Origin of the sequence: Paenibacillus doosanensis (assembly GCF_025060755.1) — a bacterium.
In the GTDB taxonomy this organism is placed as follows: domain Bacteria; phylum Bacillota; class Bacilli; order Paenibacillales; family NBRC-103111; genus Paenibacillus_S; species Paenibacillus_S doosanensis.
In genome coordinates this window covers 21,888-48,196 of record NZ_JANYUY010000045.1, presented here as the reverse complement: position 1 = coordinate 48,196, position 26,309 = coordinate 21,888, and the positions used below count along the sequence as shown (strand labels likewise).

Below are 26,309 nucleotides of genomic sequence, written 5' to 3'. Positions count from 1 at the left end.
TGAAGGAGAAGAGGCCTGTTGATTGACAATGTACGGATTGTGAAAGTGGCTTTGAAAAACACGGCGGAAGGGCTCGCTTTATTCGGCCCGCAGGACAAGTTTCTGCATTTGATCGAGGAGCAGACCGACGCCAGAATTCAGTCCCGCGAGGAAGAAATCGTCATCCAGGGAAGAGCGGGAGAGACGGAATCGCTGCTGCAGCTCTTCGAGGTGCTGCTGGAGCTGGTGCGCAACAACTACATTTTGAACGAACGGGATATCCACTATGCGATCGAGCTGTCCAAACAGATGAAGGCGGACCAGCTGCTGGATTTGTTCAAAGGGGAGATCGCCACCACGCATAAAGGCAAGCCTATCCGCGTGAAGACGATCGGGCAGAAGCAGTACGTTTCCACGATCAAACAGAAGGATATCGTCTTCGGCATCGGTCCGGCCGGTACGGGGAAAACGTATATCGCAGTCGTGCTCGCCGTTGCGGCTTTGAAGCTGGGACAAGTCAAGCGGATCGTTCTGACGCGTCCGGCGGTGGAGGCGGGAGAGAGTCTCGGCTTTTTGCCCGGCGATTTGCAAGAAAAGGTTGACCCTTACTTACGTCCATTGTATGATGCTCTTAACGATGTATTAGGGCCTGAACAGGTCATCAAGTCGCTGGAAAGAGGGCTTATCGAGATCGCTCCGCTCGCCTATATGCGCGGCCGGACGCTGGACGATTCCTTTATCATTTTGGACGAAGCGCAGAACACGACCCCGGAGCAAATGAAAATGTTTTTGACCCGTCTCGGCTTCGGTTCGAAGATGGTCATTACAGGCGATGTGACGCAAATCGATTTGCCGCGCGGCAAGTCGTCCGGACTCGTGGAAGCGCACCGCATTTTGAAACGAATTGAAGAAATCGGATTCATCGAATTTGCCGAAGCGGATGTCGTCAGACACTCATTGGTTCAAAAAATTATCGTCGCCTACCATGAGGATAAAGAAAAATAGCTCGCCTCGGTCCTGTGCCTGCTTAGGTTCCGGCGCCCACGGAAGAGCTGTGAAAGGGATGACCTTTCGAGATGAAAAACCAGGTTTCGATCCAAGGCAAGCTTCAATACCGGCTTGCAGGCTGGAAATACAGCGCCCTCGTGCGCTTTCTTCTGTTTTTAGTGCTAACCGTCCTTTTTTATACGGCGCTGATGGGCAGGCTGATTCCGCAGACGTACGACATCACGCTCGGCTCGGTCGCGGAGAAGGATATTTTGGCCCCTCGGGCCATCGAGAACGCCATCGCCACCGAAAAGGCCAAAGAGGATGCCGCTCAGCGCGTACAGCCTGTCTACCGGATCGTCTCGCTGAAGAACGAGCTGATCATCGAAGCGATGTTCGAGAAGCTGCAGCAAATCAATGCCGATACGGAAGTGACGCTTGGCGACAAGGTCAATATTTTCAAAACGGTCATTCCGAATCTGATTGACGACCATGTGAACAGACAGATCAAGCTGTACACGGACAGCGGACAATATAACGATACGCTGCTGCAGGAAATGCGGCAAAAAATTACCGAACAGCAGTACCGCATACCGGAAGAGACGTATTACAAGATGCCTCGCGTATCCAAGGAAGACTTGACCGCGATGGAGCCGGTAGCCAAGGAGATCGTCACCCGCCTGATGAACGACCAGATTATGGACGCTCAGACGGCTAGGGCCAAGGTCGCCGAACTTGTAAATACGTCGACGCTGACCAAAAGCACGGCCCGCGAAATGGTGCAGGAGCTGGTGCGGGAAGCGATTACGCCGAACAAATTTTTCGATCAAAAAGGCACCGACGAAGCGAAGGGGCATGCCCGCGACAACGTGAAGCCGGTGTATATCAATAAAAACGATGTGCTGGTCAAAAAGGGCGACATCATTTCCGAGGAAATATATCAGCGTCTTAGCGGGCTGGAAATGTTGAAGGATGAAACAAGCTATGCGCCGAAGCTCGGACTGGCCTTGCTTGTGGTCATGTTTACGTTCGTTATCTTCATGTTCGTGAAGCAGAGCGCGCTGTCGATCAGCCACAGCAACGTGCAGCTGTTGATGCTTGTCCTTATTATGTTTTTGAATATTCTCGGGATGAAGCTGTTCTCGCTCGTGCAAAACCTCGATTATCCGTATATCGGTTTCCTGGCGCCGACCGCCATGGGAGCGATGCTGATTACGATTTTGCTTGACGCCAATTTGGCGTTTATCGCGGCGGTGTTGTTCAGCGTCATTGCGAGCGTCATCTTCAATACGGATCATTTGCAGGCATTCGATTTCCGTTACGGACTGCTTACCCTTGTGACCTCGTTCGCGGCGATTTTTTCGATTCAGCGCGCGAGCCAGCGTTCTTCCATATTGAAGGCAGGGGTTATCGTGGCGCTGCTCGGCATGGCTCTCGTAGGGTCGCTGATGCTGATCGAGGATCACGAGACGAAAAAGAGCGTGCTGTTCGCCTTCTCCTTCATTGTGGGAGGAGGGCTGTTGACCGCGGTGTTCGTTATCGGCTTGCTGCCGTTTTTCGAAGCGGCGTTCGGCATCTTGTCCCCGCTGAAGCTGGTGGAGCTGTCGAATCCGAATCATCCGCTGCTGCGCAAGCTGCTCACGGAGACGCCGGGCACTTACCATCACAGCGTTATGGTGGGCAATTTGGCGGAGGCGGCGGCCGAGTCGATCGGCGCCAACGGACTGCTGTGCCGGGTCGGGGCTTATTATCACGATATCGGCAAGACGAAGCGGCCGAACTATTTTATCGAAAATCAGTCGAACATCGAAAATCCGCATGACAAGATGGACCCTGCGCTCAGCAAATCCATCATCGTCGCCCATGCCAGGGACGGAGTGGAAATGCTCAGCGAGCATCACATTCCGAAGCCGATTCGGGACATTGCCGAGCAGCATCACGGAACGACGCTTCTCCAATTTTTCTATCATAAGGCGAAGAAAATCGCCGAAGCGGAGAACGACCCGAAGCCGGTGGAGGAAGCGGATTTCCGCTATCCGGGGCCGAAGGCGCAGTCCAAGGAGGCCGCGATCGTCGGCATCGCCGATTGCGTGGAAGCGGCCGTGCGGTCGCTGCGCAGCCCGACGCTGGAGCAGATCGATTCGATGGTGCGCAAAATTATAAAAAGCCGGCTGGATGACGGTCAGTTCAACGAATGCGATCTTACGATCAAAGAGCTGGATCAAATTGCCAAAATTTTGAATGAAACGCTGCTTGGCATTTTTCACTCCAGAATCGAATATCCGAACGATCTGCAGGCGCAAAATCAGAACGACGCGTCCAAGCAGGTGAAAAGGAGTCAGAACGAATGAGTTTGCGCTTGGAATGGAATAACGAACAAAATGAATATGCGATTTCGGATGAGCTGGCCGCCAAGCTGCATCAATTGCTGCGCTTGGCCGGCGAAGCGGAGAACGTTACGGACGGCGAAGTTGCGCTGACATTCGTCGACGACGCGGAAATCCATCGCTTGAACAAAGAATACCGCGGCATCGACAAGCCGACGGATGTGCTTTCGTTCGCGATGCAGGAGATGGGCGAGGACGAGATCGAGATCGTGTTCGACGAAGACGATTTCGTGTCCGAGGACGAGCTGGAGCAGGTTCGGGCTCTTGACGGCGAGCCGGCCCAGATTGGTGAAGACGAAGAAGATGAAGAGTCTTACGAGGAGCCGCTCGGGGATATTATCATTTCCGTTCCGAGGGCCATCGCGCAAAGCGAGGACTACGGCCATTCCGTGGAGCGCGAGCTCGGATTTTTGTTCGTGCACGGCTTCCTGCATCTGATCGGTTACGATCATCAGGATGAGGAAGAGGAGAAAGTGATGTTTGCGAAGCAGGAGCAAATATTGCAAAAGGCGGGATTGATTCGTTGAGACCTAAGGTGAAGTGGCATCGAAGCTTTCGGTTCGCGTATGAGGGAGTGAAGTACGCTTTATCCACGCAGCGCAATATGAAGTTTCATTTTTTCGCCGCTTTCGTCGTGCTGCTGATGGCCTTGTATTTCCATCTGCACAAGCTGGAGATTTTATTTATTCTGCTCGCCGTGACGCTGATGATCGTCACCGAGCTGATCAATACCGCAGTGGAAAAAGCCGTGGATCTTGCCATGCCCGACCGTCATCCGCTGGCTAAAATAGCCAAGGATGTGGCCGCAGCCTCCGTACTGGTGTCTGCGGCTTTTGCCGCTATCGTGGGCATGATCGTGTTCTATGAGCCGATCGACGCGCTGTTCCGCGAGGCGAAGGGAATCGAGGGACACAGCTTTTCCGCTGCTATGGTCTGGATTTTGCTAATTCTTGTCATCTTGACGGTTACCGTTGTGGAGACGCGATTTTCAAGCAAAGGAAACCGTGTGCAGCCGAGCTTGCTTTCGGCCATAGCATTTGCCGTCGCAACTTTTATCACTTGTTACGTTACGGTTGCCTTTGTAGCGCTTCTGGCGTATTTGCTGGCTTTTTTGGTTATGATGGTTTTATACGATAAAAGAAGCCGGGCTTTCCCGTCGCTGGCGCTGGGAGCCGTGATCGGCAGCTTTGTGTCGGTACTCGTCTATTATTTGGTTCATATGTAGAGCTGCAGCAAGCACATCAAACGAAAACGGGGTTGGTTGAGATGAAGCGAGATGCGTTGGTCGCCATGGCCAAAGAGGCTATGAAGAAAGCTTATGTGCCGTATTCCAAGTTTCAGGTAGGCAGCGCTCTGCTAGACAGCAAAGGGAACGTGCATCTGGGCTGCAACGTGGAGAATGCCGCCTACGGCCCTACGAATTGCGCCGAGCGAACCGCGCTGTTTCGGGCGATTGCCGACGGAGAAGCGCCGCGCTCCTTCCGCGCCATCGCGGTTATCGGCGATACCGCGCAGCCGATCACCCCTTGCGGCGTATGCCGTCAGGTGCTGATCGAGCTGTGTCCGCCGGATATGCCCGTGTATATGGCTAACGTCCGCGGAGACATTACCGAGACGACGGTAGCCGCGCTGCTGCCGGGAGCTTTTACCCAGGATGACCTTGGCTCGGACGGGAAACGCTCGAACTGAACGGGGAGCCGAAGAAAGATCATCATTGCAATTGATTGACAAATGGAGGAACTTTACTGAAATGACATCGACCGCTAATAAAAAAGCATTCAAATCCGGGTTCGTCGCCATTATCGGCCGGCCTAACGTGGGCAAATCCACTTTGATGAACCACGTCATCGGGCAAAAGATCGCGATTATGTCCGACAAGCCGCAGACGACGCGGAACAAAATTCACGGGGTATATACGACAAACGATTCGCAAATCGTTTTCCTCGATACGCCCGGCATTCATAAGCCTCAGTCCAAGCTCGGCAACTACATGATGAAGGTGGCGGAGGGAACGCTCGGCGAGGTCGATGCGATCTTGTTTCTGATCGACGTCGTCGAAGGGCTCGGCGGTGGAGACCGCTTTATTATCGAAAACCTGAAAAAAGTAAAAACGCCGGTCATTCTCGTCATGAACAAAATCGATCAGGTTCAGCCGGAAGAGCTTCTGCCCGTCATTACCGCTTATAAAGATCTGTATCCGTTCGCGGAAATCGTGCCGATCTCGGCTATTCAAGGCAATAACGTCAATACGCTGCTGGAGCAGGTCGTCAAATATTTGCCGGAAGGACCGCAGTACTACCCGGCGGATCAAGTGACGGACCATCCGGAGCAATTCGTCTGCGCCGAGCTTATCCGCGAGAAATTATTGCACTTGACCCGCGAGGAAGTGCCTCATTCGATCGCCGTCGCCATCGAGGATATGAAGGTCGAAGAGAACGGCGTCGTCCATATTTCGGCGGTTATTTATGTGGAGCGCGACTCGCAGAAAGGGATTATTATCGGCAAGAAGGGCGCTTTGCTGAAAGAAGTCGGCCAGAAGGCGCGGCGCGATATCGAAACGCTGCTCGGCTCGAAAACGTTCCTGGAGCTGTGGGTTAAAGTGAAAAAAGATTGGCGAAATCAGGAGCGGGTGCTCCGCGATCTCGGATTCCGCAACGACTAAAGGCAGAACGGCGTTCAATCCAGTTATTACTTGGCATACTTCCGTCTTCTTCGTATCATCCTATATCTTGTCGACAGGTTTGTTCATCTAAAAGCCTTTGTTTACAAGCAGCTTTCCTACAGCACGCACTTAGGAGAGGAGATGGATACACATGAGAGATTTTTCGTGGAAGTATTTTTCAATGACAGGCGATGTGGACGCCTACCTGCTTTACAAAGAAGTATCTAACGATGAACATCATTCCGAGCCCGATTCGGAAGAAGATCCCCTACTTGAGACAACGGAAGGGATACAATAGCCTGCACTTGCTTGGCATGGGAGAAGAGAGGACGATGCAGTACAGAGTTCAAGGAATTGTGATCCGCAGTATGGATTACGGGGAAGGCAACAAGATCGTAACTTTATTTACCCGGGAGCTGGGCAAGGCAGCCGTCATTATCAGAGGCGCCAAAAAAGTAAAGAGCCGCTATGCCTCCGTAGCCCAGCTGTTCACCTGCGGAGATTATTTGTATTTCAAATCGGGCCAGCTCGGAACGCTGAATCATGCGGAAATTGTGGAGTCCCATCACCGCATCCGCGAGGATTTGCATAAGGCGGCCTATGCCTCCTATATGGCGGAGCTGACCGATCGGATGCTTCCCGATCAAGAGGCTAACGCTTTTTTATTTGAGCAGCTGAAGGCGGGACTGCAAGGAATCGACGAAGACAAAGATATGCAGATCATTTCGTTTATGTACGAAATGAAAATATGGATGCAAGCCGGCTATCAGCCGGAGCTGGACGCTTGCGTATCGTGCCGGTCGGCCGAAGGAGCGATGCGCTTCAGCAGCAGTCTCGGCGGAATATTATGCGAGCGCTGCCGGGCCAAGGACCCGGGGGCCGTGCCGCTGTCGCCGGGCGGCTGGAAGCTCTTGCGTCTGTTCGCCCATACCGACATCCGGCGGTTAGGGCAAATCGACGTCAAGCCGGAGACGAAAGAAACGTTAAAGAAGCTAATGCGCACTTATTTTGATACTCATATCGGACTTCAATTAAAATCGCGTCATTTTCTCGATCAAATGGAGAAATACGGCGTATAATGCTTTGACATTTTTATTGCGGTTTGATAATATAATATATTAACATTAAATGCGACTTCTCGTCCGGCTTAAGGTCATCCAAGGCTAAAAGCGGCGGGAATTTTTTGTTTGAAGAGACACTATCGTCTTCTGCAAAAGATTTTCGCAACAAACGGCTAGTACATACGTATTATTAGTAGCTTGTCAAAAGAAAGTAGGTGCAGCATGACGGGAATAGCGAATCCCATTATTTATGTAGCATCCGATTCGGCCGGAGAAACGGGGGAAGCGGTCGTTCGCGCGGCCATGGTGCAGTTCTATCCGCAAATAATGGATATGCGCATCGTTCCGTTTCTGGAGGACCGGGCGGGCATCGACAAATTGATCCAAACTGCCAAACAGAGGGACGGCATTATCGTATTCACTCTCGTTATCCCGGAGCTTCGAGATTATCTGGTGGAGCAGGCGCTCCGCCATCAACTGCCCTATATCGATCTGCTAGGCCCGATTATCGGATCGCTGGAGAAAAAGCTGCAGCAGGAGTCGCGTCATCAGCCGGGGATGATCCATCCGCTGGACGAAGATTACTTCAAGAAGGTAGAGGCGGTCGAATTTGCCGTGAAATATGACGACGGCCGCGATTTTAACGGCGTTCTGCAAGCGGATATCGTGCTTGTAGGCGTCTCCAGAACGTCCAAGACTCCGCTGTCGATGTATTTGGCCCATAAAAAATATAAAGTAGCCAACGTACCGCTCGTACCGGAAATTCAGCCGCCGGAGCAGCTGTTCACCGTATCGAACAAAAAAATTATCGGGCTTCGCATCAATCCGGAGAAGCTGAACATGATCCGCTCCGAACGGCTCAAAATGCTCGGCCTGCCGCAGAATGCCACGTACGCCAATGTCGAAAGAATCAACATGGAGCTTGAATATGCCGACCGCATCATGAAGCGGCTCGGATGCCGTATCATTGACGTATCGAATAAAGCTGTCGAAGAAACGGCGAGCATGATCTTAGAACTGCTTCAAGGAAGATAGCTCTTTTTTCCCGTCATGCAAGCAGGATTTTTTATTTCTTCATCGTATATAATATTACGGTGGTACTTTAGAACGAATTCGGTGGGACAAAGACTATGTCTTTCAAAATTATTGTGGATGCCGATGCTTGTCCGGTTAAGTCGGAAATCGTCAAAGCCGCTGCGCAATTTCATGTCGATGTGATGATGGTCGCTTCCTTCGATCACCGTCTCGCTCCTATGGAAGGCGTGCAGATCGTTCAGGTCGACCGTTCCGATCAATCGGTAGACTTGTACATAGCGAACCGGATCGCCCCCGGAGATATTCTGGTGACGCAGGATTTCGGCCTGGCGGCGCTGGCGCTGGGGAAAAAGGCTATCGCTTTATCCAATCGCGGACAGCATTTCAACGACCGGACGATTGACTTTTTACTGGACCGCAGGCACGAGCAGGCGAAGCAAAGGCGCGGCGGCAAGCATTCCAAAGGGCCGAAACCGTTTACCGACGAGGATCGACATTTTTTTCAACATTCTTTGACAAAACTTTTGCGAAGCTTGCAGGAGATTTCACAGAGATAGCGAATATTATTACGTGTTAATTTGATTGAAGGTGGATAGGATGAGTAACGGACGCATCCCGCAAGAAGTCATTGAGGCCGTTTTGAAGCATCATGATATTGTGGATGTAGTCGGCCGGTACGTGCATTTGAGCAAACAAGGCCACTATATGAAGGGACTGTGTCCTTTTCATTCGGAGAAATCGCCGTCGTTCACCGTCACACCTGAAAAGCAAATTTATCACTGCTTCGGCTGCGGCGCAGGCGGCGGCGTCATTCAGTTTTTGATGGCGATCGAAGGCTATACGTTTACGGAAGCGATCAGCGGCTTGGCCAAAGAAGCCAATCTGGATATCGGCACTTACGCGCAAGCGGACGGCCATGTTCAGCAAAATCCGGAGAAGACGAAGCTGCTCGAAGCCTACGAGCTTGCCGGTAAGCTGTATCAGTATATTTTGAAAAATACCGAGCAAGGCAAGCAGGCGATGCAGTATTTGCGGTCGCGGGGCTTGAACGACAAGGTGATAGAAACGTTCGGCATCGGCTATGCTCCCCCCCAGTGGGATACGCTGGCTCAACTGCTTGAAAGACGTCAATTTCCGCTGCCTCTGATGGAAAAGGGCGGTTTGATCTCGTCAAGACAGGACGGTCAAGGCTACTTCGATAAATTTCGCGACCGGATTCTGTTTCCGATCCATGATTGGAAAGGACAGCTCATCGCTTTTGGCGGAAGGGCGATGGGGGACGTGCAGCCCAAATATTTGAACAGTCCCGAGTCGATATTGTTTCACAAAAGCCGGAGCCTTTATAATATGCATCTGGCAAGGCCGGCCATTCGAAAGCTGCGTAAGCTGGTGTTGTTCGAAGGCTATGTCGATGTGATTAAAGCTTGGGAAAGCGGCATTACGAACGGGGTCGCTACGATGGGAACCGCGCTCACCGATGAACATGCGGATGTCATACGCAAACAGGCCGATCAGGTCGTCGTTGCTTATGACGGGGATTCCGCTGGGCAGAATGCGGCATACAAAAGCATTCCGATTCTCGAAAAAGCGGGCGTTCAGGTTCAAATAGCGATGATCCCCGGCGGGAAAGATCCCGACGAATATATTACAAGTCAAGGTTCTGAACGATTTGTACGGGAAGTGATTGAAGCTGCCGTACCGTCGATCAAATATAAACTTCTTTATTTTCGCAAAAATTATAAACTGCAGGAGGATGGCGAGAAGCTTCGTTACATTCAACAAGCGCTCAAAATCATTGCCGATATTCCTTCGCCTATTGAAAGAGAGCATTACGTTAGAGATCTTGTAACCGAATTTCCTTATTCTTACGAATCGGCGCTGCAAACCTTGAACGAAATTAGACTCCAAGCGGAAAAAAACAACAAGTTCGGGGATAATAAAGACAAAGCGTGGAATAATGTTATGAATGACGGAACACCTCGGGAACGGAGTCCTTCCTTATATCGTGCTTATCATAATGCGGAGCGTCAGCTCTTGGCCATCATGATGTATGACCGTGAAGTGGCGCATTACGTAGAGCGGGAGCTGGGGGATCAGTTTAACGTTGATGCTCATGCGGCATTGGCTGCTTATTTGTATGCTTATTACGCACAAGGATTCGAACCGAATCCGAGCAGCTTTATGGCTATGCTTCAAGAAGCGGACCTGGAAAGTTTGGCAAGTTCCTTAGCGATGATGGGCAATTCACACGGGGTCAACGATCAGGTCATTGACGATTACATCCGGGAGATAAAAAAATACCCGCAGCAGCAGCTAATCGAGCGAAAAAGAGAAGAAATGATTCGCGCAGAACGTTCAGGGGATATTACACGGGCCGCACAAATAGGCATTGAGATTATTTCCCTAGAAAAGCAGTTGAAATCATCTTGAAGCTTCCAGCAAGCAGGAAGATGACTCTAGGGAGGAGGGAGTTGGATTATGGCGAACGATCAACGCACGGAGATAGAGACAGAGTTGACGTTAGAGCAAGTCAAGGAGCAGCTAATTGAGCAGGGCAAGAAGCGTTCCTCTTTAACCTACAAAGATATTATGGAGAAACTGGCTCCTTTCGACCAGGATCCTGAGCAAATCGACGAGTTTTTCGAACAGCTCTCCGAGCTTGGAATCGATGTAGGCAACGAATCGGACGAAGAGCATGAACTCGGCCGGATGGATCAGGAGCATGACGATTTTCATTTTGACGACGATTTGTCGCTGCCTCCGGGCATTAAAATCAACGATCCGGTACGCATGTATTTGAAAGAAATCGGTCGAGTCCCGCTGTTATCCGCTGAGGATGAGGTGGATTTGGCGAAACGGATCGAGCTTGGCGACGAGGAAGCGAAGCGCCGGCTTGCGGAAGCAAACCTGCGGCTTGTCGTAAGTATCGCCAAGCGTTATGTAGGCCGCGGCATGCTCTTCCTTGATTTGATTCAGGAAGGCAATATGGGTCTGATCAAAGCGGTCGAAAAATTCGACCATACGAAAGGTTATAAATTCAGTACGTACGCGACCTGGTGGATTCGTCAAGCCATTACCCGGGCGATTGCGGACCAAGCAAGAACGATCCGGATTCCGGTACATATGGTGGAAACGATTAATAAGCTGATTCGCGTCTCAAGACAGCTTCTTCAAGAGCTCGGCCGCGAGCCGATGCCGGAAGAAATCGCCAAGGAAATGGATCTTAGCACGGATAAAGTTCGTGAAATTATGAAAATCGCGCAGGAGCCCGTATCATTGGAAACTCCGATCGGAGAAGAAGACGATTCGCATCTGGGTGATTTCATCGAGGATCAGGAAGCTCTTGCTCCTGCGGACGCAGCGGCTTACGAACTGCTCAAGGAACAGCTGGAAGACGTTCTCGACACGCTGACCGAGCGGGAGGAAAACGTACTTCGCCTGCGCTTCGGATTGGATGACGGGCGTACCCGCACCTTGGAGGAAGTAGGCAAGGTGTTCGGCGTCACGCGTGAACGGATTCGTCAGATCGAAGCCAAAGCACTGCGTAAACTGAGACATCCGAGCCGCAGCAAACGATTAAAGGATTTTCTTGAATAAAGCTTTGCCCTTATCGACCTTTCTGCACCCGCTGCAGTCAGGTCTAATTTTTTGTTTCACCTCAACCGATAAATAAAAACAGGTAAGACGAATAGGATATCGATTCAGTAAGAGGTGAACAAGAACAAATGGATGATAGACGTAAGATCATTATCCGGGAAATCGAGCAGTGGCGTAAAAGCAAGCTGCTGCCGGAACATTATTGCGATTTTTTGCTAAACTTATATTTGGAGGAAGGTTCCGGGAAACCGTCCGGAGGATTTCTTGGCATTTCGACCGATACGATCAGAAACAGTAATTGGAAGATATGGGTACTGTTCGTCGGGATTTTGGCCGCTATTTCTTTAGCTGCTCTTAATTTTACCGCTTTTGATTTACCAATGCAAATCGCCGTTTCTTTATTGTTCTTATTTCTTTGTTATGCGATCGGCAGCTTGCAAAGATCCAAGGAGCCTGTAAGGGCGCAAATATTGTTCGGAATGGCCTCGCTGTTTTTGCTGTTTATAGGCGTGTTTATGCTCAAGCTGCATCAAATTCACGCACCTGTGATCGTCGTCAGCTATGTCGTTCTATGCAGTCTCGTATGGCTGCTCACGGGGCTTATGGCAAGGTTCATGCTGTTTCAATTAAGCGGCTGGGTCGTACTCGTATTTTGCTACGGCTGGCTTCTGCATTATCAGCTCGACTCGCTGAATTGGGCGACGCTGGAGCTGAGCTGGGTGCCTCTTAGCATATTGTTTGGCTGGCTCGGCTGGATGCTTCACGAAAGGAGCAAGCAGATCGGCACCGTATTCTTGATGCTGAGCTGTATCGTTTGGTTTATGCCGGAATTGTATGGTATGCTGTATGCCGAACTATATGGAGAACAAATCGTTCAATTGGCGCTCGTAGGTAAAATCTTTTTTGAAGCGGGCATTTTATTTGGTTTCAGAAAAAAATGGATAGAGTGGGTTGCTTAACATGTTGAAATTGTCGAAACGGCTTGAGTGGATAGCCGAGCAAGTTCCGGCGGGAAGCAGACTTGCCGATATCGGTTCGGATCATGCACTGCTCCCGGCCTATTTGGCGCAGCAGGGGCGAATCGTCAAGGGCATTGCGGGGGAAGTCAATCGCGGGCCGTTCCAGGCGGCGTCGAAGCAGATCCGCGAAGCCGGATTGGAGCGCACGGTCGACGTGCGTCTGGGAGACGGGCTGGCCGTTATCGCGCCGGGAGAAGCGGACGTCATTACGATCGCCGGGATGGGAGGCGCCTTGATCTCCGCCATTTTGGAGGCGGGACAGGCAAAGCTGGCGGGCGTAAAGCTGCTGGTGCTTCAACCGAATGTCGGAGAAGAGAACGTGCGCAGCTGGCTGCTCGCGCATGAATGGACGCTGCTGAAGGAACTGATATTGGAGGAAGACGGGAAAATTTACGAAATCTTGGTCGCGGCATCGGCACAGCCGGCAGAAGCTTCCAATGATCGTTTATATGCGCCGCGGCTCCTAAACGGGCCGAACGGCGGGCTTGAAATCGGCCGCGAGCTTTTGCTCAAAATGGGGCCTTACTTGCTGCAAGCTCAAGACGAAGTATGGTTCCGCAAATGGGAGCTGGAAATAGCGAAGCTGGAGATGATTGAACGGCAGCTTGCGCTGTCGTCCCAGCCGGAAGCTCGTCTTAAGGAGCGGGAGCTTGAGCTGGAGAAGAAACGGATTAAGGAGGTACTCACATGTTTGCAAAAGGACAAAACGTCATCCAACTGATGGAGGAGCTTGCTCCAAAGCATTATGCCGTACCTGACGATAAAATCGGTCTTCAGCTCGGCACGCTGAATAAGGAAATTACCGGCGTGCTGATCGCTTTGGACGTTACGGATGAAGTCGTCGAGGAAGCGATTCGTCTGCAGGCGAATTTGATCATCGCGCACCATGCGATTATTTTCCGGCCCCTTGCCCATCTGCAGACGGATTCTCCCGCAGGCCGCTTGTACGAGAAATTAATCAAGAACGATATTGCGGTGTATATCGCCCATACGAATCTCGACGTGGCCGAAGGCGGCGTCAACGATCTGATGGCCGAAGCGCTGGGGCTGACCGGGCTGTCGCCTCTTGAGGATATTCATACCGACAAGCTAAAGAAGCTCGTCGTTTTTATTCCCGAAGATCATCTGGAGCGGGTGCGCCAGGCGTTATTTCAGGCGGGAGCGGGCTGGATCGGCCAATACAGCCATTGCAGCTTCAATATCGAAGGGACCGGCACTTTCGTGCCGGAGGAAGGCAGCGAGCCGTTCATCGGCAAGCAGGGGAAGCTGGAGCAGGTCAAGGAAGTGCGACTTGAGACCATCATTCCGCAGAGCATCGAGCGAAAAGCGATCCAGGCGATGCTGAAGGCCCATCCGTACGAGGAAGTAGCCTATGACCTGTATCAGCTCGATCTGAAGGGCCGCACCTTCGGCCTGGGCCGCGTCGGCAAGCTGGAGACGGCCGTTACGCTGCGCCAGCTGTGCGAGCAGGTCAAACAGGCTTATGACGTGCCAGCAGTGAGGCTGGTAGGCTCCCCGGACAAGGAAGTGCGCAAAATCGCGGTGCTCGGCGGCTCGGGCAGCCGTTACGTGCGTCACGCACAGTTTGCCGGGGCCGACGTGCTGATTACCGGCGATATCGATTATCATACCGCTCACGATGCGCTCGCGGCAGGGATGGCATTGATAGATCCCGGGCATAATGTCGAGAAAATTATGAAGCAGGGCGTAGCCGGTTACTTGCAGCGCAGACTGCAGGAGAAAAAATCGGATACGGCGGTATTCGCCTCGCAGATCGATACGGAGCCGTTTCAGTTCGTGTAAATGGCAAAGGTTCGAAAAATGGCTTCATTGGAAATAACGAAACGGTTGTTTTTTACGGCGATTCGCTGTATACTAGCAAATGCACATCAGGAAAGCTTGACAGACAATCGCTGGTGAGAAATCACGAGAGGAAAGTCCGGGCTCCGTAGGGCAGGATGCTGGATAACGTCCAGTCAGCGCGAGCTGAAGGCTAGTGCCACAGAAATGGACCGCCGATGGCGAGGACTTCGGTCCTTCGCACAGGTAAGGGTGGAACCGTGGTGTAAGAGACCACGAGGAGATATGGTGACATATGTCCTGGTAAACCCCATTTGGAGCAAGACCTAGTGGAACGCAAATCTCTTCGGGAGATGAGTCCTAGCCCGGGACGCGTTCGGGTTGGTCGCTTGAGCCGGGCAGCAATGTCCGGCCTAGATAGATGATTGTCGCTTCAACGGTGGGAGGGTGGTACCCGTTACGACCACTGGAAGTACAGAACCCGGCTTACGGCAAGCTTTCCTGGAACCGAGAAAAACCGCCTGCGAAGGCGGTTTTTGTGCTGTTAGGAAATGATGCGCAGCAAATTTCCTGTGTATATCCAAAGGGGCTCCCCCGAAAGTAATGTCTAACCATAGAACGATCCCAGAGGAAGGGTTAGACGCCGATCCAGCTGAAGCTGGATGCGGACGGAATAAGCCTCAGAGCATCACGTCACTACCCTGGAAATTACTCTTGGTACCCCATTTCCATTGTCTGTGGTGCCGCGTCGGCGGCATGGATGGCTTTTGGGGGATTTGTTCTGTTAGGAGGGATTATCTTCCCCACAGACGATCAAGCAAGCGCTGCGTCCATTCCGGCAGCGTAGATACGGGTTCGGGCTGCTGCTGCGGACTTTGCATCGATTGCGGGTTTTTGGTCGCTTCGGCCCTTTTTAAAGCCGCTACGACGTCGATCAAGCCGTGTCCGTAATACTTATCTTTTCCTTTCGGTCCGATATCTTGTGCCGTCTCTCGCATAATTTGCATCACTTCCGTATTTTTCAAGTCCGGATTGACCGAGCGGATCAGCGCCGCAAGCGCCGTAACATGCGGGCTCGCCATTGAGGTGCCGGACAGCGCCGCGTATTGATTATGCGGATACGTACTGGCAATGCTTACGCCGGGAGCGGCTGCATCGACATAGTCTCCGTAATTGGAGAAGGAAGCTTTGTTCTTGTTGGAATCGGTGGCCGCCACGGCGAACACCTCCGGATAAGCGGCCGGATATCCTGGCGTCTCGGTATTGTCGTTGCCGCTGGCCGCGATCAGGACGACGTCGTGGTCATAGGCGTACTTGATGGCGTCATGCAGGAAATTGGCGTCGGCATAGTTGCCCAGACTCATATTGATGACCTTGGCGCCGTGATCGGTGGCCCATATGATGCCTTGCGCGACGGAATAGGTGCTGCCTGCGCCGCTTTGATCAAGCACTTTGACCGGCATAATCCGGTTGTACCAGCTCATGCCGGCGACTCCGATATTGTTGTTGACTACGGCTCCGATGACTCCGGCGACATGCGTGCCGTGGCCGACGTCGTCCAGCGGCGCCGCGTCCGTATTGACGACATTGTACCCGCTGATCAACTGGTCTTTGAGATCGGGATGATTGATATCGACGCCGGTATCGACGATGGCGACCTTGATTTGATCGGAGCCTTTGGAAATCGTCCAGCCTTGCTCCGTTTCGATATTCGGCAAATTCCACTGGTAACGCTGGTACAGCGTATCGTTAGGCTTGAGCTCGTCCGATATTTGCGCTTCCTTCCGCGCGGTATCGGCGTTCACGGCGGAATCGACCGCTTCGCTATTGGTTAAATACAGAAAATGCGGCTCCGCATAAGCGACGTTCCATTTCTTGAAGTAATTCATCAATTGTTTGGCTTCCATCTGCTTCGATTCGAATATATAGGTGTAGCCGATTTTCCGATAATGGGAAGTGCCGATTTCGGAATCGATTTTGGCTAAATCGGCCTGTGTCGGCTCCTGGTTGAATCTGACGACGACCTGATTGACGTGATAATGGCTGGTACCTTCGTTTTCTTCGGGATGACGGACTTTCACATCGCGCAGCGTACGGGAATCGACGGACTCGATTTTATAATGATTGTCAGCCGGATACGTCACGATGCGCAGGTTTTTCAGCTGATGATTTTCCACATGTTTGAGAATGCTTTGTTTGACAACGCCCAGCAGCGCGGTTTCCGAGCTGTTTGACGGCACCCCTAACACGAAATACGTATCTCCGTCAAATTGGAAGGGAAGGGATTGATAGCTCTCGCCCCGGTCCGTTTTTTGCTTTGCTTCCCGGAGCTTCGGTTCCGTCATAGTACGCAGGGCATCGGGGAGGCTTCCGGCTTGGATGCCTTTATCGACAGTTTGGGAACGCTGGGTCCAAATAAGCTGCTCCATGTGCGGATGCTGCTGCTGCAAAGCAACGAGCTCCTGTTGTTTTTTCTCTAACGGCGCTCCTTCGCTTACGTTAAGCACTCTCCGCAGCTCCAGGCTGCACTGCGTGCGGCATAAGTCGTCGGTCAGCTTCATATCCTGCGACAAGGTAGCCTGCTTGACCTTCAGCTCCTCCTCGGGGGAAAGGCTGGCGATGCGCGGCGCACCTTCATTGCGGGGAAAAAGAAGCGCGCCGAAAGCAATGAGCAGAGCGAAAGATAATGCATATTTCCACATCGGACTGACTCCTTTTTTATAGGTTTATCGTTAGAGTCTCCGCGGGGTATTGTTCTTACAACCGGAAATCTTCCCCTTAGCTCATGTTAAGTCATTTTCCATATTACTTTTAACTACAATTTGTGGTAGGATGGAGAAAGAAAGTCGTTTATTCAACCAAATGTTTTGTTTTAAATACAGGAGGTCTTGTGATTATGGCGAATTTTAATGTTAAAAATGTATGTGAAACTACGAAATCCAAACTAAGCGATGCGATCGCTAAAATGGAAACGTTCTTGAACGAACATTCCCTGCAGCAGCTGAATTCTGAGATGGATTCCACGATGGAGGAATTTTATAAAGGCTATTTGTCCGACATAAGACATTTGTTGGTATTCAGCGAAGTCGCATACGAGAAGCTGGGCGTGAGCTTGCGCCGTCCGACCTTTAACGTGGAATATGCGGAGAAGGTGCTTTACGAAGTGTATCACAGCTGCGTCAATAACTTCTTCTATCCGAAGAACGAATGCTATTCCGAGGACGGACGCTATGCTTATACGGGACAAGATGCGATCCGCTTCCGCAAAAAACCGACCCGCGCGGTGCGCGATTTGACGATCGAGCTTTCGAAAATATTCGAAACGCTGCGCGAAGATTTGGCTTACTACGAGACCGACTACATTACGCAAAAGCGGATGCAGGGCGAACGGGTATAAAACAAGCGAATTGGAAAATACTTACTAGAGATGCTGCAAACGCATCTCTTTTTGTTTAGAGGGGAGTCGGTTCCATGACCAATAAGCTAACGATCCATGAGCTCGCCGAAATCAGCAAGCAGATTATTCGGTATAATCAGCATTCTTCGGGCGGTTATATCGCTTGCCCGTTATTCGTTCATTACGGCTTCAGCTGGCTTCGCGACGGCAGCTTTATCGCAAACGCCATGGATACGGCTGGTGAGACCGCAAGCTCGGAGCTGTTCCACGGATGGGTAAACCGCGTCGTCGCGCGGCAGAAAGACCACATCGAGCAGCTGCTGCAGCGTCATGTCCGCGGAGAAGCGATAGGGGAGCATGAATTTCTGCATACCCGCTATCATTTGGACGGCCGCGATGACAAGAATTCGGAATGGGGGCATTTCCAGCTTGACGGTTACGGAACGTGGCTGTGGGGGCTTGCCGAGCATTTACGGGCTGCGGGGGCGTCGGCCCTTCCCGACACCTACAAGGTCAGCGCAGAGCTGACGGTCCGGTACTTATGCGCTTTTTGGAAGCTGCCGAATTTCGACTGCTGGGAAGAGCGCAACGATCAGGTGCATCCTTCGACGCTGGCTTGCATTTACGGCGGTTTGAGCGCTATCGAGCCTTATCTGGAGATTCCCGGAATTACTGAGACGATACATAATATTCGCCAGTTTCTATTGGAACGCTGCGTACATCCCGAAAGCGGCCATATTGTGAAAAGTTTGCGCCCCGTACCCGGCGAAGATAGGTATGAATTCGTTCATGACGGAGTGGATGCGAGCTTGATGTGGCTGTGCCGTCCATTTGGCGTATTTGCCGCGGATGATCCGGTGATGGCGGCGACGATCCAAAAAATCAGGACGGATCTGCGCACGCCTCAGGGCGGTGTCCGGCGTTTTCCAGGCGACGAGTATTACGGAGGCGGGGAATGGATTCTGCTGACGGCGTGGTTAGGGTGGATTGAGACCGAGCTTAACCGCCGCGACGAAGCGGAAGCCGCACTGGCGTGGATCGCCCGGCAAGCGGATGAACTCGGAAGGCTTCCGGAGCAGGTGCCGAATGCGCTTCTTTCCATGGACACATACGAGGGATGGGTGAACCGATGGGGACCGCCTGCCAGTCCGCTGCTTTGGTCGCACGCCATGTACCTTGTGCTATATTCCCAGCTGTACCGTTAGTATAGCATCCCCCCTCTGCCGGGCACTCCTAAGTAAGGGGTGATAAACATGCCAGATGTCAAATGCAGTGTATCCAACTGTACGTTTTGGGCGGAAGGAAACAACTGTGCGGCCAACTCGATTATGATCGAGGTCGACGAGCATGCCCATGCCGATTTCAGCTCCGAGTTCGCTGAAGATTTCCAAGGCCATCAGGACAAGGCGGCAGATGTGCGCAGCACCTGTTGTCACACGTTCAAGCCGAAGAAATAAGCGGCTATCAGCTGCATGAGGGAGGTATGCCGTATGGCAGGTCATAACAGCAGAAGCAGGGACAAGAAAAACCGTTCCGCCCGTCCTCAGAGCTCCATGAAAGTTGTGCACAAGCAGGCCGCCGCAAAACATTCGGAGGAATATGCCGCCGAGCTTACGGCTCCGTTCGGAGCCCCTGTACAGGCGCCTGTTGAGCTTGTCGAGGTCGGAAGCCGCCGCGATGCTGCCCGAGAGAAGGAAGAGTCGCAAGAACAAAGCCGATGGCTCGGATATTCCGCCTTAACATTAGGCGTGCTTTCCTTGTTCATGTTCCCGGCGCTGTTCGGCGGGGCCGCCGCGGTACTCGGATTCTTCTCGTATAATCAGGGGCGGAAAGCTATGGGGGTATGGTCGATCGCTCTTGGACTTGTTTCTATGGCAAGCTATTTTTTACTGGCCCCGGCGTATTCATAACGATTTTCCGTACAGCGGAAGCAGGCTCTCTGGGCCTGTCTTCCTTTTTTTTCGGCAGGAAAAGACAAAAAGAACTGGATGACGAGCCCAAAACAGTGTACAATAAGTTTTGAAACTTTGATCAGGGAGTCATCTTTCTATGAACATTGATCCAAGAACTTTAAAAGATCTTCTCCAATTGCAGTTGCTGGGCAAAATGAGTCTGCTGTCTTCAGGCGATTCGGCTGCGGAAAGCGACGATAATTCCGATTTCGCCGATTTGCTTAATTCCTTGCTTACTTCCCAAGGATTGGACACGCAGACGGCAGAGCCGGGCTTTGCGGCGGGAGCAAGCGTAAGAACTTCCCTTAAGCCGGCAAGCTTCAATCCATCGTTCGCGTACGCTGCTGCGGCTCCGCAGATGAAGGCGGCGCAATCGGCTGGAGAGCTGGAACCGATTATCGAAGCGGCAAGCCGCAATCACGGCGTTCAGCCGAGCTTGGTCAAGGCGGTCATCGATGCGGAATCTTCGTTTAACTCACAAGCGGTTTCACGCGCCGGAGCCAAAGGATTAATGCAGCTGATGGATGGAACGAGCCAAGGACTGGGCGTTAGCAATCCGTTCGATCCCGAACAAAACATTCAAGGCGGCACCCGCTATTTATCCGATTTGCTGCGCAAGTATAACGGGAACAGCGGCGTAGCGTTGGCGGCTTATAATGCAGGCCCGGGACGAATCGACCGTTTAGGGATAACGAGCGATCAAGAGTTGATGTCGAAGATGCATCTGCTGCCCGGCGAGACGCAAGGTTACGTGAGCAAGGTGCTTAGATTGCAGCGTAATTACGAAGCTTAACGCAGCATAACAAAGACCTACCTTAAGCGTCCTTTGAAACGGGGCGCAAGCTAGGTCTTATTTTTATGAACATTGGGAGGTTATCAGCATGCTGTATTTGGATTATGCGGCTACGACGCCTCCTTATGACGAGGTAGCGGATACGATGGCCGAAGTGATGAAGAAGCATTTCGGCAACCCGTCTTCCCTGCATCGTATCGGAATTCAGGCCGAACAATTGCTTCGGCAAGCACGGACGGTCATTGCGGGCTGTCTGAACGTGCGCCCGGACGAAATACGGTTCACTTCGGGAGGGACGGAGAGCAACAATTTGGCGATCGTAGGAGCGGCTGAACAATTCCGCCACAGAGGCAGCCATTTGATTACGACCGCGATCGAGCATGCTTCCGTATACGAAACGTTCAGACAATTGGAACGCAGGGGCTTCCGGGTTACGTATTTGCCCGTGGACGAGACCGGCTGCGTAAAGCTGGAGGAGCTTGAGAAGGCGCTGTCGGACGATACCGTTCTAGTGAGCGTCATGGCCGTTAATAACGAGATGGGGCGGCTGCAGCCGATCGGCGAGATCGGGGCGATGCTGAAGCGGCATCCCAAAGTGCTGTTTCATGTCGATGCGGTGCAAGCCGTCGGGAAGCTTCCCATCGATCCCGCCGCGCAGCGGATCGACTTGTTCTCCTGCTCCGCTCACAAGCTCCGCGGGCCGAAGGGAATCGGCTTTCTATACTGCCGCCACGGCTTGGAGCTGCAGCCGCAAATTGTCGGCGGCGGCCAGGAGAGCGGCTTGCGCTCGGGAACCGAGAACGTGCCGGCAATCGTCGGCATGGCGAAGGCGGTGCGGATCGCTTGCGAACGCCGCGCTGATTTTGCCAGGCATACCGCCCTGCTGCGCGAGCGCATCGTCAGCGGCATACGGGCTATCCCGGAGCTGTCGCTGACCGGATCGAAGCGGGCGGAGGATATGGCGCCGCACATCGTTCACTTCACGTTCCCCGGTATGAAGTCCGAAGTTATTGTTCATGCTTTAGAACAGCATGATATTTATGTATCGACCCGGTCGGCCTGCTCTTCGGGAGCGAGTTTGCCGAGCCGAGTGCTTCTCGGGATGGGGTATGACGGTCAAACGGCCGCTAACGGAATCCGCATCAGCTACTCGCTGGATCAGACGATGGATGATGCGAAGCGGCTGTGCTCGGCGCTCGGACAAGTTGTAGAGCAATTGAAGCCGGCTATGAAGACGCAGCAAAGACGGAGGTCATTATGAAACCGGATGTCATTGTTCTCCGGCTCGGAGAGCTTACATTAAAAGGAAAAAATCGGCACCGATTCGAGAAGGCTGTATACGAGCAAATCAGGCGGGCCATGCGGCCTTATGAGAAGCTGACCTTTGTCAGAGACTTCGGCAGAGTGTATGTGGAACTGAACGGCGAGTCTTACGCGGACATCGAGCAGCGGCTCCGCAATATTCTCGGCCTGGCTTCATTCAGCCCGGTTTATTCCGCGCCGCTGGAGCTTGAAGCGATCGAAGCTGCCGCTTTGGCGGCGATGGGCAGTCTGGACGAGGCTCCGGCGACGTTTAAAGTGACGGTGCGGCGGGTCAATAAACGTTTTCCGTACGATTCGCAGGAGATGAACAAGCGGATCGGGGGAGCGGTACTGAGAGCGATGCCGGAGCTGAAGGTCGATGTGAACGCGCCGGCGGCGGAACTGAAGATCGAACTCCGCGAGCAGCGCGCGCTTATCTATTCCCGGGTTATCCAGGGTGTCGGCGGATTCCCGCTCGGCACCAACGGCAAGGCGATGCTGATGCTAAGCGGCGGCATCGACAGCCCTGTAGCGGGCTATTTGGCCTTGAGGCAGGGATTAAAGCTTGAAGCGGTGCATTTTCACAGCTATCCGTTTACCAGCGAAAAGTCGCAGCAGAAGGTCAAGGAGCTGGTCAGCAAGCTCGCCGAATATGCCGGCGACATCAAGCTGCATCTCGTGCCTTTCACGAATCTGCAAACCCGTGTCCATCAGGCATATAAGCAGAATTTGCTGATTACTATATTAAGACGGGCTATGTTCCGGATTACGGAAAAGCTGGCCGAGGAGCAGAAAGCTTCGGCGATCGTTACGGGAGAAAGTCTCGGCCAAGTGGCGAGCCAAACGCTCGGCAGCATGAACGTCATCGGGCGCGCGGTAGGTCTGCCCGTTCTCCAGCCGCTGATTTGCATGGAGAAACAGGAGATTATCCGCGTAGCGGAAATGATTGATACGTTTACGATCTCGATTCAGCCCCACGAGGATTGCTGCACCTTGTTTCTGCCGCCCTCTCCGAGCACGAATCCGAACCTGCGCGTCGTCGAGAGCATTGAAGGTCATATGGACTGGCTTCAGGAGGAAATCGACAAGGCGGTCACCGAGACGCAGACGGTGTGGATCGGAGCAGGGAAGCAGGCGGCATTCTCCGACTATTTCTAATCGAAGCAAGCGGTCGGCGGAAATTTATACGTTGATTTTGAAACATATCGAGGCCGGCTCCGTATGAACTAATAAACGGATTGCGGGTTGACAGCGAACTTGGAGGGTTGGAAGACATGTTAGAATGGTTTTTACTTTTTTTGCAGATTATGTTGATTAACATCGTGCTGAGCGGAGACAACGCGGTCGTCATTGCGCTGGCCAGCAAAAATTTGCCTATAAGCCAACGGAAGCAGGCAATATGGTGGGGAGCCTTCGGCGCCATTGCGCTCCGCCTCGTATTGACCGTCATCGCCGTGTACATATTGACGGTGCCGTATATTCAGGCCGCCGGTTCGCTGCTGTTGACCTGGATCGCGATCAAGCTGCTGATTGACGATGACAGCCATACTAACATCAAAGAAGCTTCCACGCTCGGTAAGGCCGTTTGGACGATTATCGTCGCCGATTTCGTCATGAGTCTTGACAATGTGCTGGCCATCGCCGCCAAAGCGAATAACGATCTTACGGTCATTATTCTCGGGGTCGGCCTCAGCGTGCCGATCATCATATGGGGCAGCACGCTCGTTATGAATTTGCTGAACAAGTTTCCGATCCTGGTGTTTCTGGGCGCGGGGATTCTCGGGTACACGGCTGGAGAGATGTTCGTCAAGGACGAAACCGTATCCCATCTGCTGCTGTCCGGCGTTCCGCATTGGATCGTCCCGATCGCGGCGACGGTCATCGTGATCGGCGCTGGGGTGATTAAAAAAATCATCGGAAAGCCGAAGCCGCATCATTCCTGATCGATCCAAAAGTAAAAAGGTTGTAAATGGCATTACAAACTTATCGTTTTACCTTGCCTTTTGCGCCGATTAGCCGTATAATAAACGTAAATGTCAAGCGTCGGCGCTTATGTCCGACGCTTGTTTTGTGAACGGACCTCGGCCCGCAGCGGTTTTAATGCGAATGCGGCAGGGTCAAATTAAGGAGAGGTAAGGGAAAACATGCATTCAAGAGATAAAATACGCAACATTGCGATTATTGCACACGTCGATCACGGCAAAACGACTTTGGTAGACAAGCTGCTTCAACAATCAGGCACGTTCCGCGAGCATGAAGCGGTTCAGGAGCGCGCGATGGACTCCAACGATCTGGAACGGGAACGCGGCATTACCATTTTGGCCAAAAACACGGCAATTCGATATAAGGATTATTTGATCAATATCGTGGATACCCCGGGACATGCGGACTTCGGCGGCGAAGTCGAACGGATTATGAAAATGGTAGACGGCGTTCTGCTCGTCGTCGATGCTTTCGAAGGCACAATGCCGCAGACGAAATTCGTTTTGCGCAAAGCGTTGGAACAAAACCTGACACCTATTGTTATCGTCAATAAAATCGACCGTCCGAACGCCCGTCCGGCTGAAGTTGTCGATGAGGTGCTTGACCTGTTTATCGAGCTGGGAGCCAACGACGATCAACTGGACTTCCCGGTCGTGTACGCTTCGGCGTTGATGGGCACCTCCAGTCTGGAATCCGATCCGGCGAAACAGGATGACAACATGCAGGCTATTTACGACACGGTCGTCAATCATATTCCGTCTCCTACCGAAAGTGTAGAGGAGCCGCTGCAATTCCTCGTCACCTTGATGGACTATAACGAATACTTGGGCCGCATCGCTATCGGCCGCGTGAATCGCGGCGTCGTGAAGCAAGGGCAGCCGATCGCCGTTATCAACCGCGATGGCGTCACCAAGCAAGCTCGGATCGAGAAGCTGTTCGGCTTCCAGGGCTTGAAGCGAATCGAAGTGGAGCAAGCCGGCGCGGGCGACATCGTTGCCATTGCCGGCATCAAGGATATCAACATCGGCGAAACGATCGCCGATCCGGCTAATCCGGAAGCATTGCCGGTGCTCAAAATCGACGAGCCGACGCTGCAAATGACATTCCTTGTCAATAACAGCCCGTTCGCAGGCCGCGAAGGCAAGTGGGTCACTTCCCGCAAGCTGCGCGAGCGTCTGTTCAAGGAATTGGAAACCGACGTCAGCTTGCGCGTCGACGAAACCGACAGCCCGGATGCGTTTATCGTCTCCGGCCGCGGAGAGCTGCATCTCGGCATCTTGATCGAGAATATGCGTCGCGAAGGCTTCGAATTGCAAGTATCCAAGCCTGAAGTGATCATCAAAGTCATCGACGGCCAAAAGATGGAGCCGCTTGAGCGACTGATCATCGATATTCCCGAAGAGAGCATGGGGGCCGTAATGGAGAGCCTCGGAACGCGCAAAGCGGAGATGGTCAATATGGTCAACAACGGTTCCGGCAACGTCCGCCTGGAGTTCCTGATTCCGGCGCGCGGCTTGATCGGCTACCGTACGTACTTCCTGACGCTGACGCGCGGTTACGGCATCATGAACCATGCGTTCGACAGCTACGGCCCTTATTACGGCGCGGGCGTCGGCGGACGGCACGAAGGCGTGCTCGTTTCGAGCGAAACCGGAACGTCGACGATGTATGGCATGCTGTCCGTGGAAGATCGCGGCATTCTGTTCTTGGAGCCGGGCACGGAAGTGTACGAAGGCATGATCGTCGGGGAGCATACCCGCGATACCGACATCATCGTTAACATTTGCAAAGAAAAGCAGTTGACCAACATTCGTTCCGCTGGTAAAGACGATACGGTCAAAATGAAAACTCCTCGCTTGTATTCGTTGGAACAGGCGCTTGAATACTTGAACGACGACGAATATTGTGAAATTACGCCGAAATCGATTCGTTTGCGCAAAAAGATTTTGAACAAAAGCGAGCGCGAGCGCGCCGAGAAGCACCGCAAAATGGCTGAAGCTAACGCATAATGATATAACTCGCAAAGAAAGCTCTGAGCAATCAGGGCTTTCTTTGTAGAATTTTAGAAGGAGGTCGTCTCTCGTGACAGAATGGTTTAGAGCGCATCCGTTCATTACCTACATTATCATTTTTGTGTTGATTTCCTATGTGTATAATAAAGTATTCAAAGCGCGCAGGCTCCCGATATTGAAAGAAGCCGTCATTTACATCATGCTCGCTTTGGGCGCCGGTCTGCTGCTGTTATTCCAATTGGGAGCGCTGCCGATTATTCCGAGCCTGACGGTAGCGGTCGCTTTAATGCTTCTGGTGAGAGTCCGTTACTTTATTCAAGATCGCGAGAAAAAGCAGGAATAG

General features: G+C 52.4%; 26 protein-coding genes and 1 other RNA gene. 26 read left to right on the top strand and 1 reads right to left on the bottom strand.

Annotated elements, in window-relative coordinates; translation table 11 throughout:
* Positions 1–18: 18 nt before the first annotated feature.
* From N0M98_RS25355 to rnpB, 16 genes are all read left to right on the top strand, one after another.
* Entirely contained in the window at positions 19–984 is a 966-nt protein-coding gene (locus N0M98_RS25355) for a PhoH family protein (protein ID WP_249862494.1), read from the top strand.
* Between the two features lie 71 nt (positions 985–1,055).
* The gene (locus tag N0M98_RS25350) at positions 1,056–3,317 is read left to right on the top strand and encodes an HD family phosphohydrolase (protein ID WP_259619542.1); all 2,262 of its coding nucleotides are present in this window, start codon (positions 1,056–1,058) and stop codon (positions 3,315–3,317) included.
* Positions 3,314–3,880, top strand: a complete 567-nt coding sequence (gene ybeY / locus N0M98_RS25345) for an rRNA maturation RNase YbeY (RefSeq protein WP_259619541.1) — start codon at positions 3,314–3,316, stop codon at positions 3,878–3,880. The genes N0M98_RS25350 and ybeY overlap by 4 nt, the downstream gene beginning before the upstream one ends.
* On the top strand, positions 3,877–4,578 hold the full coding sequence (locus N0M98_RS25340) for a diacylglycerol kinase family protein (protein ID WP_259619540.1): 702 nt from the start codon (positions 3,877–3,879) through the stop codon (positions 4,576–4,578). The genes ybeY and N0M98_RS25340 overlap by 4 nt, the downstream gene beginning before the upstream one ends.
* Positions 4,579–4,580: 2 nt before the next feature.
* Positions 4,581–5,042, top strand: coding sequence for a cytidine deaminase (cdd, locus tag N0M98_RS25335; RefSeq protein WP_510823382.1), 462 nt, complete (start codon positions 4,581–4,583; stop codon positions 5,040–5,042).
* A gap of 61 nt (positions 5,043–5,103) precedes the next feature.
* Positions 5,104–6,015 (top strand): GTPase Era, encoded by a 912-nt coding sequence (gene era / locus N0M98_RS25330; protein WP_249862499.1) that lies wholly within the window; start codon positions 5,104–5,106, stop codon positions 6,013–6,015.
* 151 nt (positions 6,016–6,166) lie between these two features.
* Positions 6,167–6,313, top strand: a complete 147-nt coding sequence (locus N0M98_RS25325) for a YqzL family protein (RefSeq protein WP_249862500.1) — start codon at positions 6,167–6,169, stop codon at positions 6,311–6,313.
* Positions 6,314–6,347: 34 nt separating this feature from the next.
* Entirely contained in the window at positions 6,348–7,094 is a 747-nt protein-coding gene (recO, locus tag N0M98_RS25320; RefSeq protein WP_249866501.1) for a DNA repair protein RecO, read from the top strand.
* Positions 7,095–7,298: 204 nt separating this feature from the next.
* Positions 7,299–8,111, top strand: coding sequence for a pyruvate, water dikinase regulatory protein (locus tag N0M98_RS25315; RefSeq protein ID WP_249862501.1), 813 nt, complete (start codon positions 7,299–7,301; stop codon positions 8,109–8,111).
* Positions 8,112–8,206: 95 nt separating this feature from the next.
* Positions 8,207–8,668, top strand: coding sequence for a YaiI/YqxD family protein (locus N0M98_RS25310; protein ID WP_249862502.1), 462 nt, complete (start codon positions 8,207–8,209; stop codon positions 8,666–8,668).
* A 40-nt stretch (positions 8,669–8,708) separates the two neighbouring features.
* Positions 8,709–10,541 (top strand): DNA primase, encoded by a 1,833-nt coding sequence (gene dnaG / locus N0M98_RS25305; RefSeq protein WP_249862503.1) that lies wholly within the window; start codon positions 8,709–8,711, stop codon positions 10,539–10,541.
* A gap of 48 nt (positions 10,542–10,589) precedes the next feature.
* Positions 10,590–11,708: an RNA polymerase sigma factor RpoD gene (rpoD, locus tag N0M98_RS25300; RefSeq protein WP_249862504.1), complete on the top strand. Its 1,119-nt coding sequence runs from the start codon at positions 10,590–10,592 to the stop codon at positions 11,706–11,708.
* A 128-nt stretch (positions 11,709–11,836) separates the two neighbouring features.
* Positions 11,837–12,667 carry a hypothetical protein gene (locus N0M98_RS25295; protein ID WP_259619538.1) on the top strand — a complete coding sequence of 277 codons (831 nt, stop codon included), beginning with the start codon at positions 11,837–11,839 and terminating at the stop codon, positions 12,665–12,667.
* A gap of 1 nt (position 12,668) precedes the next feature.
* Positions 12,669–13,448, top strand: a complete 780-nt coding sequence (locus tag N0M98_RS25290; RefSeq protein WP_249862506.1) for a tRNA (adenine(22)-N(1))-methyltransferase — start codon at positions 12,669–12,671, stop codon at positions 13,446–13,448.
* Positions 13,415–14,530, top strand: a complete 1,116-nt coding sequence (locus tag N0M98_RS25285) for a Nif3-like dinuclear metal center hexameric protein (RefSeq protein WP_259619537.1) — start codon at positions 13,415–13,417, stop codon at positions 14,528–14,530. The genes N0M98_RS25290 and N0M98_RS25285 overlap by 34 nt, the downstream gene beginning before the upstream one ends.
* A 91-nt stretch (positions 14,531–14,621) precedes the next feature.
* Positions 14,622–15,031: RNase P RNA component class A (gene rnpB, locus N0M98_RS25280), an RNA gene on the top strand.
* A 290-nt stretch (positions 15,032–15,321) separates the two neighbouring features.
* Here the strand turns inward: rnpB and N0M98_RS25275 are convergent.
* Positions 15,322–17,229 (bottom strand): S8 family peptidase, encoded by a 1,908-nt coding sequence (locus N0M98_RS25275; RefSeq protein WP_259619536.1) that lies wholly within the window; start codon positions 17,227–17,229, stop codon positions 15,322–15,324.
* A gap of 194 nt (positions 17,230–17,423) precedes the next feature.
* Here N0M98_RS25275 and N0M98_RS25270 point away from each other — a divergent pair, with 194 nt between their 5' ends.
* The 10 genes from N0M98_RS25270 to N0M98_RS25225 all read left to right on the top strand — a co-directional run bounded on the left by N0M98_RS25270 (position 17,424) and on the right by N0M98_RS25225 (position 26,309).
* Entirely contained in the window at positions 17,424–17,924 is a 501-nt protein-coding gene (locus N0M98_RS25270; protein WP_249862509.1) for a YpuI family protein, read from the top strand.
* Between the two features lie 74 nt (positions 17,925–17,998).
* A complete protein-coding gene (locus N0M98_RS25265) occupies positions 17,999–19,129 on the top strand; it encodes a glycoside hydrolase family 15 protein (protein WP_259619535.1) in 1,131 nt (376 codons plus the stop codon).
* Positions 19,130–19,177: 48 nt separating this feature from the next.
* Entirely contained in the window at positions 19,178–19,381 is a 204-nt protein-coding gene (locus tag N0M98_RS25260) for a DUF1540 domain-containing protein (protein ID WP_249862511.1), read from the top strand.
* A gap of 33 nt (positions 19,382–19,414) precedes the next feature.
* Positions 19,415–19,834, top strand: a complete 420-nt coding sequence (locus N0M98_RS25255; protein ID WP_249862512.1) for a hypothetical protein — start codon at positions 19,415–19,417, stop codon at positions 19,832–19,834.
* Between the two features lie 139 nt (positions 19,835–19,973).
* The gene (locus N0M98_RS25250) at positions 19,974–20,669 is read left to right on the top strand and encodes a lytic transglycosylase domain-containing protein (protein WP_259619534.1); all 696 of its coding nucleotides are present in this window, start codon (positions 19,974–19,976) and stop codon (positions 20,667–20,669) included.
* Positions 20,670–20,757: 88 nt separating this feature from the next.
* A complete protein-coding gene (locus N0M98_RS25245; protein WP_259619533.1) occupies positions 20,758–21,930 on the top strand; it encodes a cysteine desulfurase family protein in 1,173 nt (390 codons plus the stop codon).
* Positions 21,927–23,129: a tRNA uracil 4-sulfurtransferase ThiI gene (gene thiI, locus N0M98_RS25240; protein ID WP_259619532.1), complete on the top strand. Its 1,203-nt coding sequence runs from the start codon at positions 21,927–21,929 to the stop codon at positions 23,127–23,129. Before N0M98_RS25245 ends, thiI begins: the two co-directional genes overlap by 4 nt.
* Before the next feature lie 116 nt (positions 23,130–23,245).
* Positions 23,246–23,914: a TerC family protein gene (locus N0M98_RS25235; protein WP_249862516.1), complete on the top strand. Its 669-nt coding sequence runs from the start codon at positions 23,246–23,248 to the stop codon at positions 23,912–23,914.
* Positions 23,915–24,115: 201 nt separating this feature from the next.
* Positions 24,116–25,963 (top strand): translational GTPase TypA, encoded by a 1,848-nt coding sequence (gene typA / locus N0M98_RS25230; protein WP_249862517.1) that lies wholly within the window; start codon positions 24,116–24,118, stop codon positions 25,961–25,963.
* 73 nt (positions 25,964–26,036) lie between these two features.
* A complete protein-coding gene (locus N0M98_RS25225; RefSeq protein ID WP_249862518.1) occupies positions 26,037–26,309 on the top strand; it encodes a YlaH-like family protein in 273 nt (90 codons plus the stop codon).

Bases quoted from the DNA above. Each gene is read 5' to 3' on its own strand.
- N0M98_RS25310 (WP_249862502.1), top strand. From the start codon at position 8,207: ATGTCTTTCAAAATTATTGTGGATGCCGATGCTTGTCCGGTTAAGTCG.
- N0M98_RS25350 (WP_259619542.1), top strand. From the start codon at position 1,056: ATGAAAAACCAGGTTTCGATCCAAGGCAAGCTTCAATACCGGCTTGCA.
- N0M98_RS25235 (WP_249862516.1), top strand. From the start codon at position 23,246: ATGTTAGAATGGTTTTTACTTTTTTTGCAGATTATGTTGATTAACATC.
- N0M98_RS25315 (WP_249862501.1), top strand. From the start codon at position 7,299: ATGACGGGAATAGCGAATCCCATTATTTATGTAGCATCCGATTCGGCC.
- N0M98_RS25270 (WP_249862509.1), top strand. From the start codon at position 17,424: ATGGCGAATTTTAATGTTAAAAATGTATGTGAAACTACGAAATCCAAA.
- N0M98_RS25285 (WP_259619537.1), top strand. From the start codon at position 13,415: ATGTTTGCAAAAGGACAAAACGTCATCCAACTGATGGAGGAGCTTGCT.
- N0M98_RS25250 (WP_259619534.1), top strand. From the start codon at position 19,974: ATGAACATTGATCCAAGAACTTTAAAAGATCTTCTCCAATTGCAGTTG.
- N0M98_RS25260 (WP_249862511.1), top strand. From the start codon at position 19,178: ATGCCAGATGTCAAATGCAGTGTATCCAACTGTACGTTTTGGGCGGAA.
- ybeY (WP_259619541.1), top strand. From the start codon at position 3,314: ATGAGTTTGCGCTTGGAATGGAATAACGAACAAAATGAATATGCGATT.
- N0M98_RS25295 (WP_259619538.1), top strand. From the start codon at position 11,837: ATGGATGATAGACGTAAGATCATTATCCGGGAAATCGAGCAGTGGCGT.
- typA (WP_249862517.1), top strand. From the start codon at position 24,116: ATGCATTCAAGAGATAAAATACGCAACATTGCGATTATTGCACACGTC.
- N0M98_RS25275 (WP_259619536.1), bottom strand. From the start codon at position 17,229: ATGTGGAAATATGCATTATCTTTCGCTCTGCTCATTGCTTTCGGCGCG.
- era (WP_249862499.1), top strand. From the start codon at position 5,104: ATGACATCGACCGCTAATAAAAAAGCATTCAAATCCGGGTTCGTCGCC.
- N0M98_RS25255 (WP_249862512.1), top strand. From the start codon at position 19,415: ATGGCAGGTCATAACAGCAGAAGCAGGGACAAGAAAAACCGTTCCGCC.
- N0M98_RS25290 (WP_249862506.1), top strand. From the start codon at position 12,669: ATGTTGAAATTGTCGAAACGGCTTGAGTGGATAGCCGAGCAAGTTCCG.
- N0M98_RS25265 (WP_259619535.1), top strand. From the start codon at position 17,999: ATGACCAATAAGCTAACGATCCATGAGCTCGCCGAAATCAGCAAGCAG.
- N0M98_RS25245 (WP_259619533.1), top strand. From the start codon at position 20,758: ATGCTGTATTTGGATTATGCGGCTACGACGCCTCCTTATGACGAGGTA.
- thiI (WP_259619532.1), top strand. From the start codon at position 21,927: ATGAAACCGGATGTCATTGTTCTCCGGCTCGGAGAGCTTACATTAAAA.
- recO (WP_249866501.1), top strand. From the start codon at position 6,348: ATGCAGTACAGAGTTCAAGGAATTGTGATCCGCAGTATGGATTACGGG.
- rpoD (WP_249862504.1), top strand. From the start codon at position 10,590: ATGGCGAACGATCAACGCACGGAGATAGAGACAGAGTTGACGTTAGAG.
- dnaG (WP_249862503.1), top strand. From the start codon at position 8,709: ATGAGTAACGGACGCATCCCGCAAGAAGTCATTGAGGCCGTTTTGAAG.
- N0M98_RS25325 (WP_249862500.1), top strand. From the start codon at position 6,167: ATGAGAGATTTTTCGTGGAAGTATTTTTCAATGACAGGCGATGTGGAC.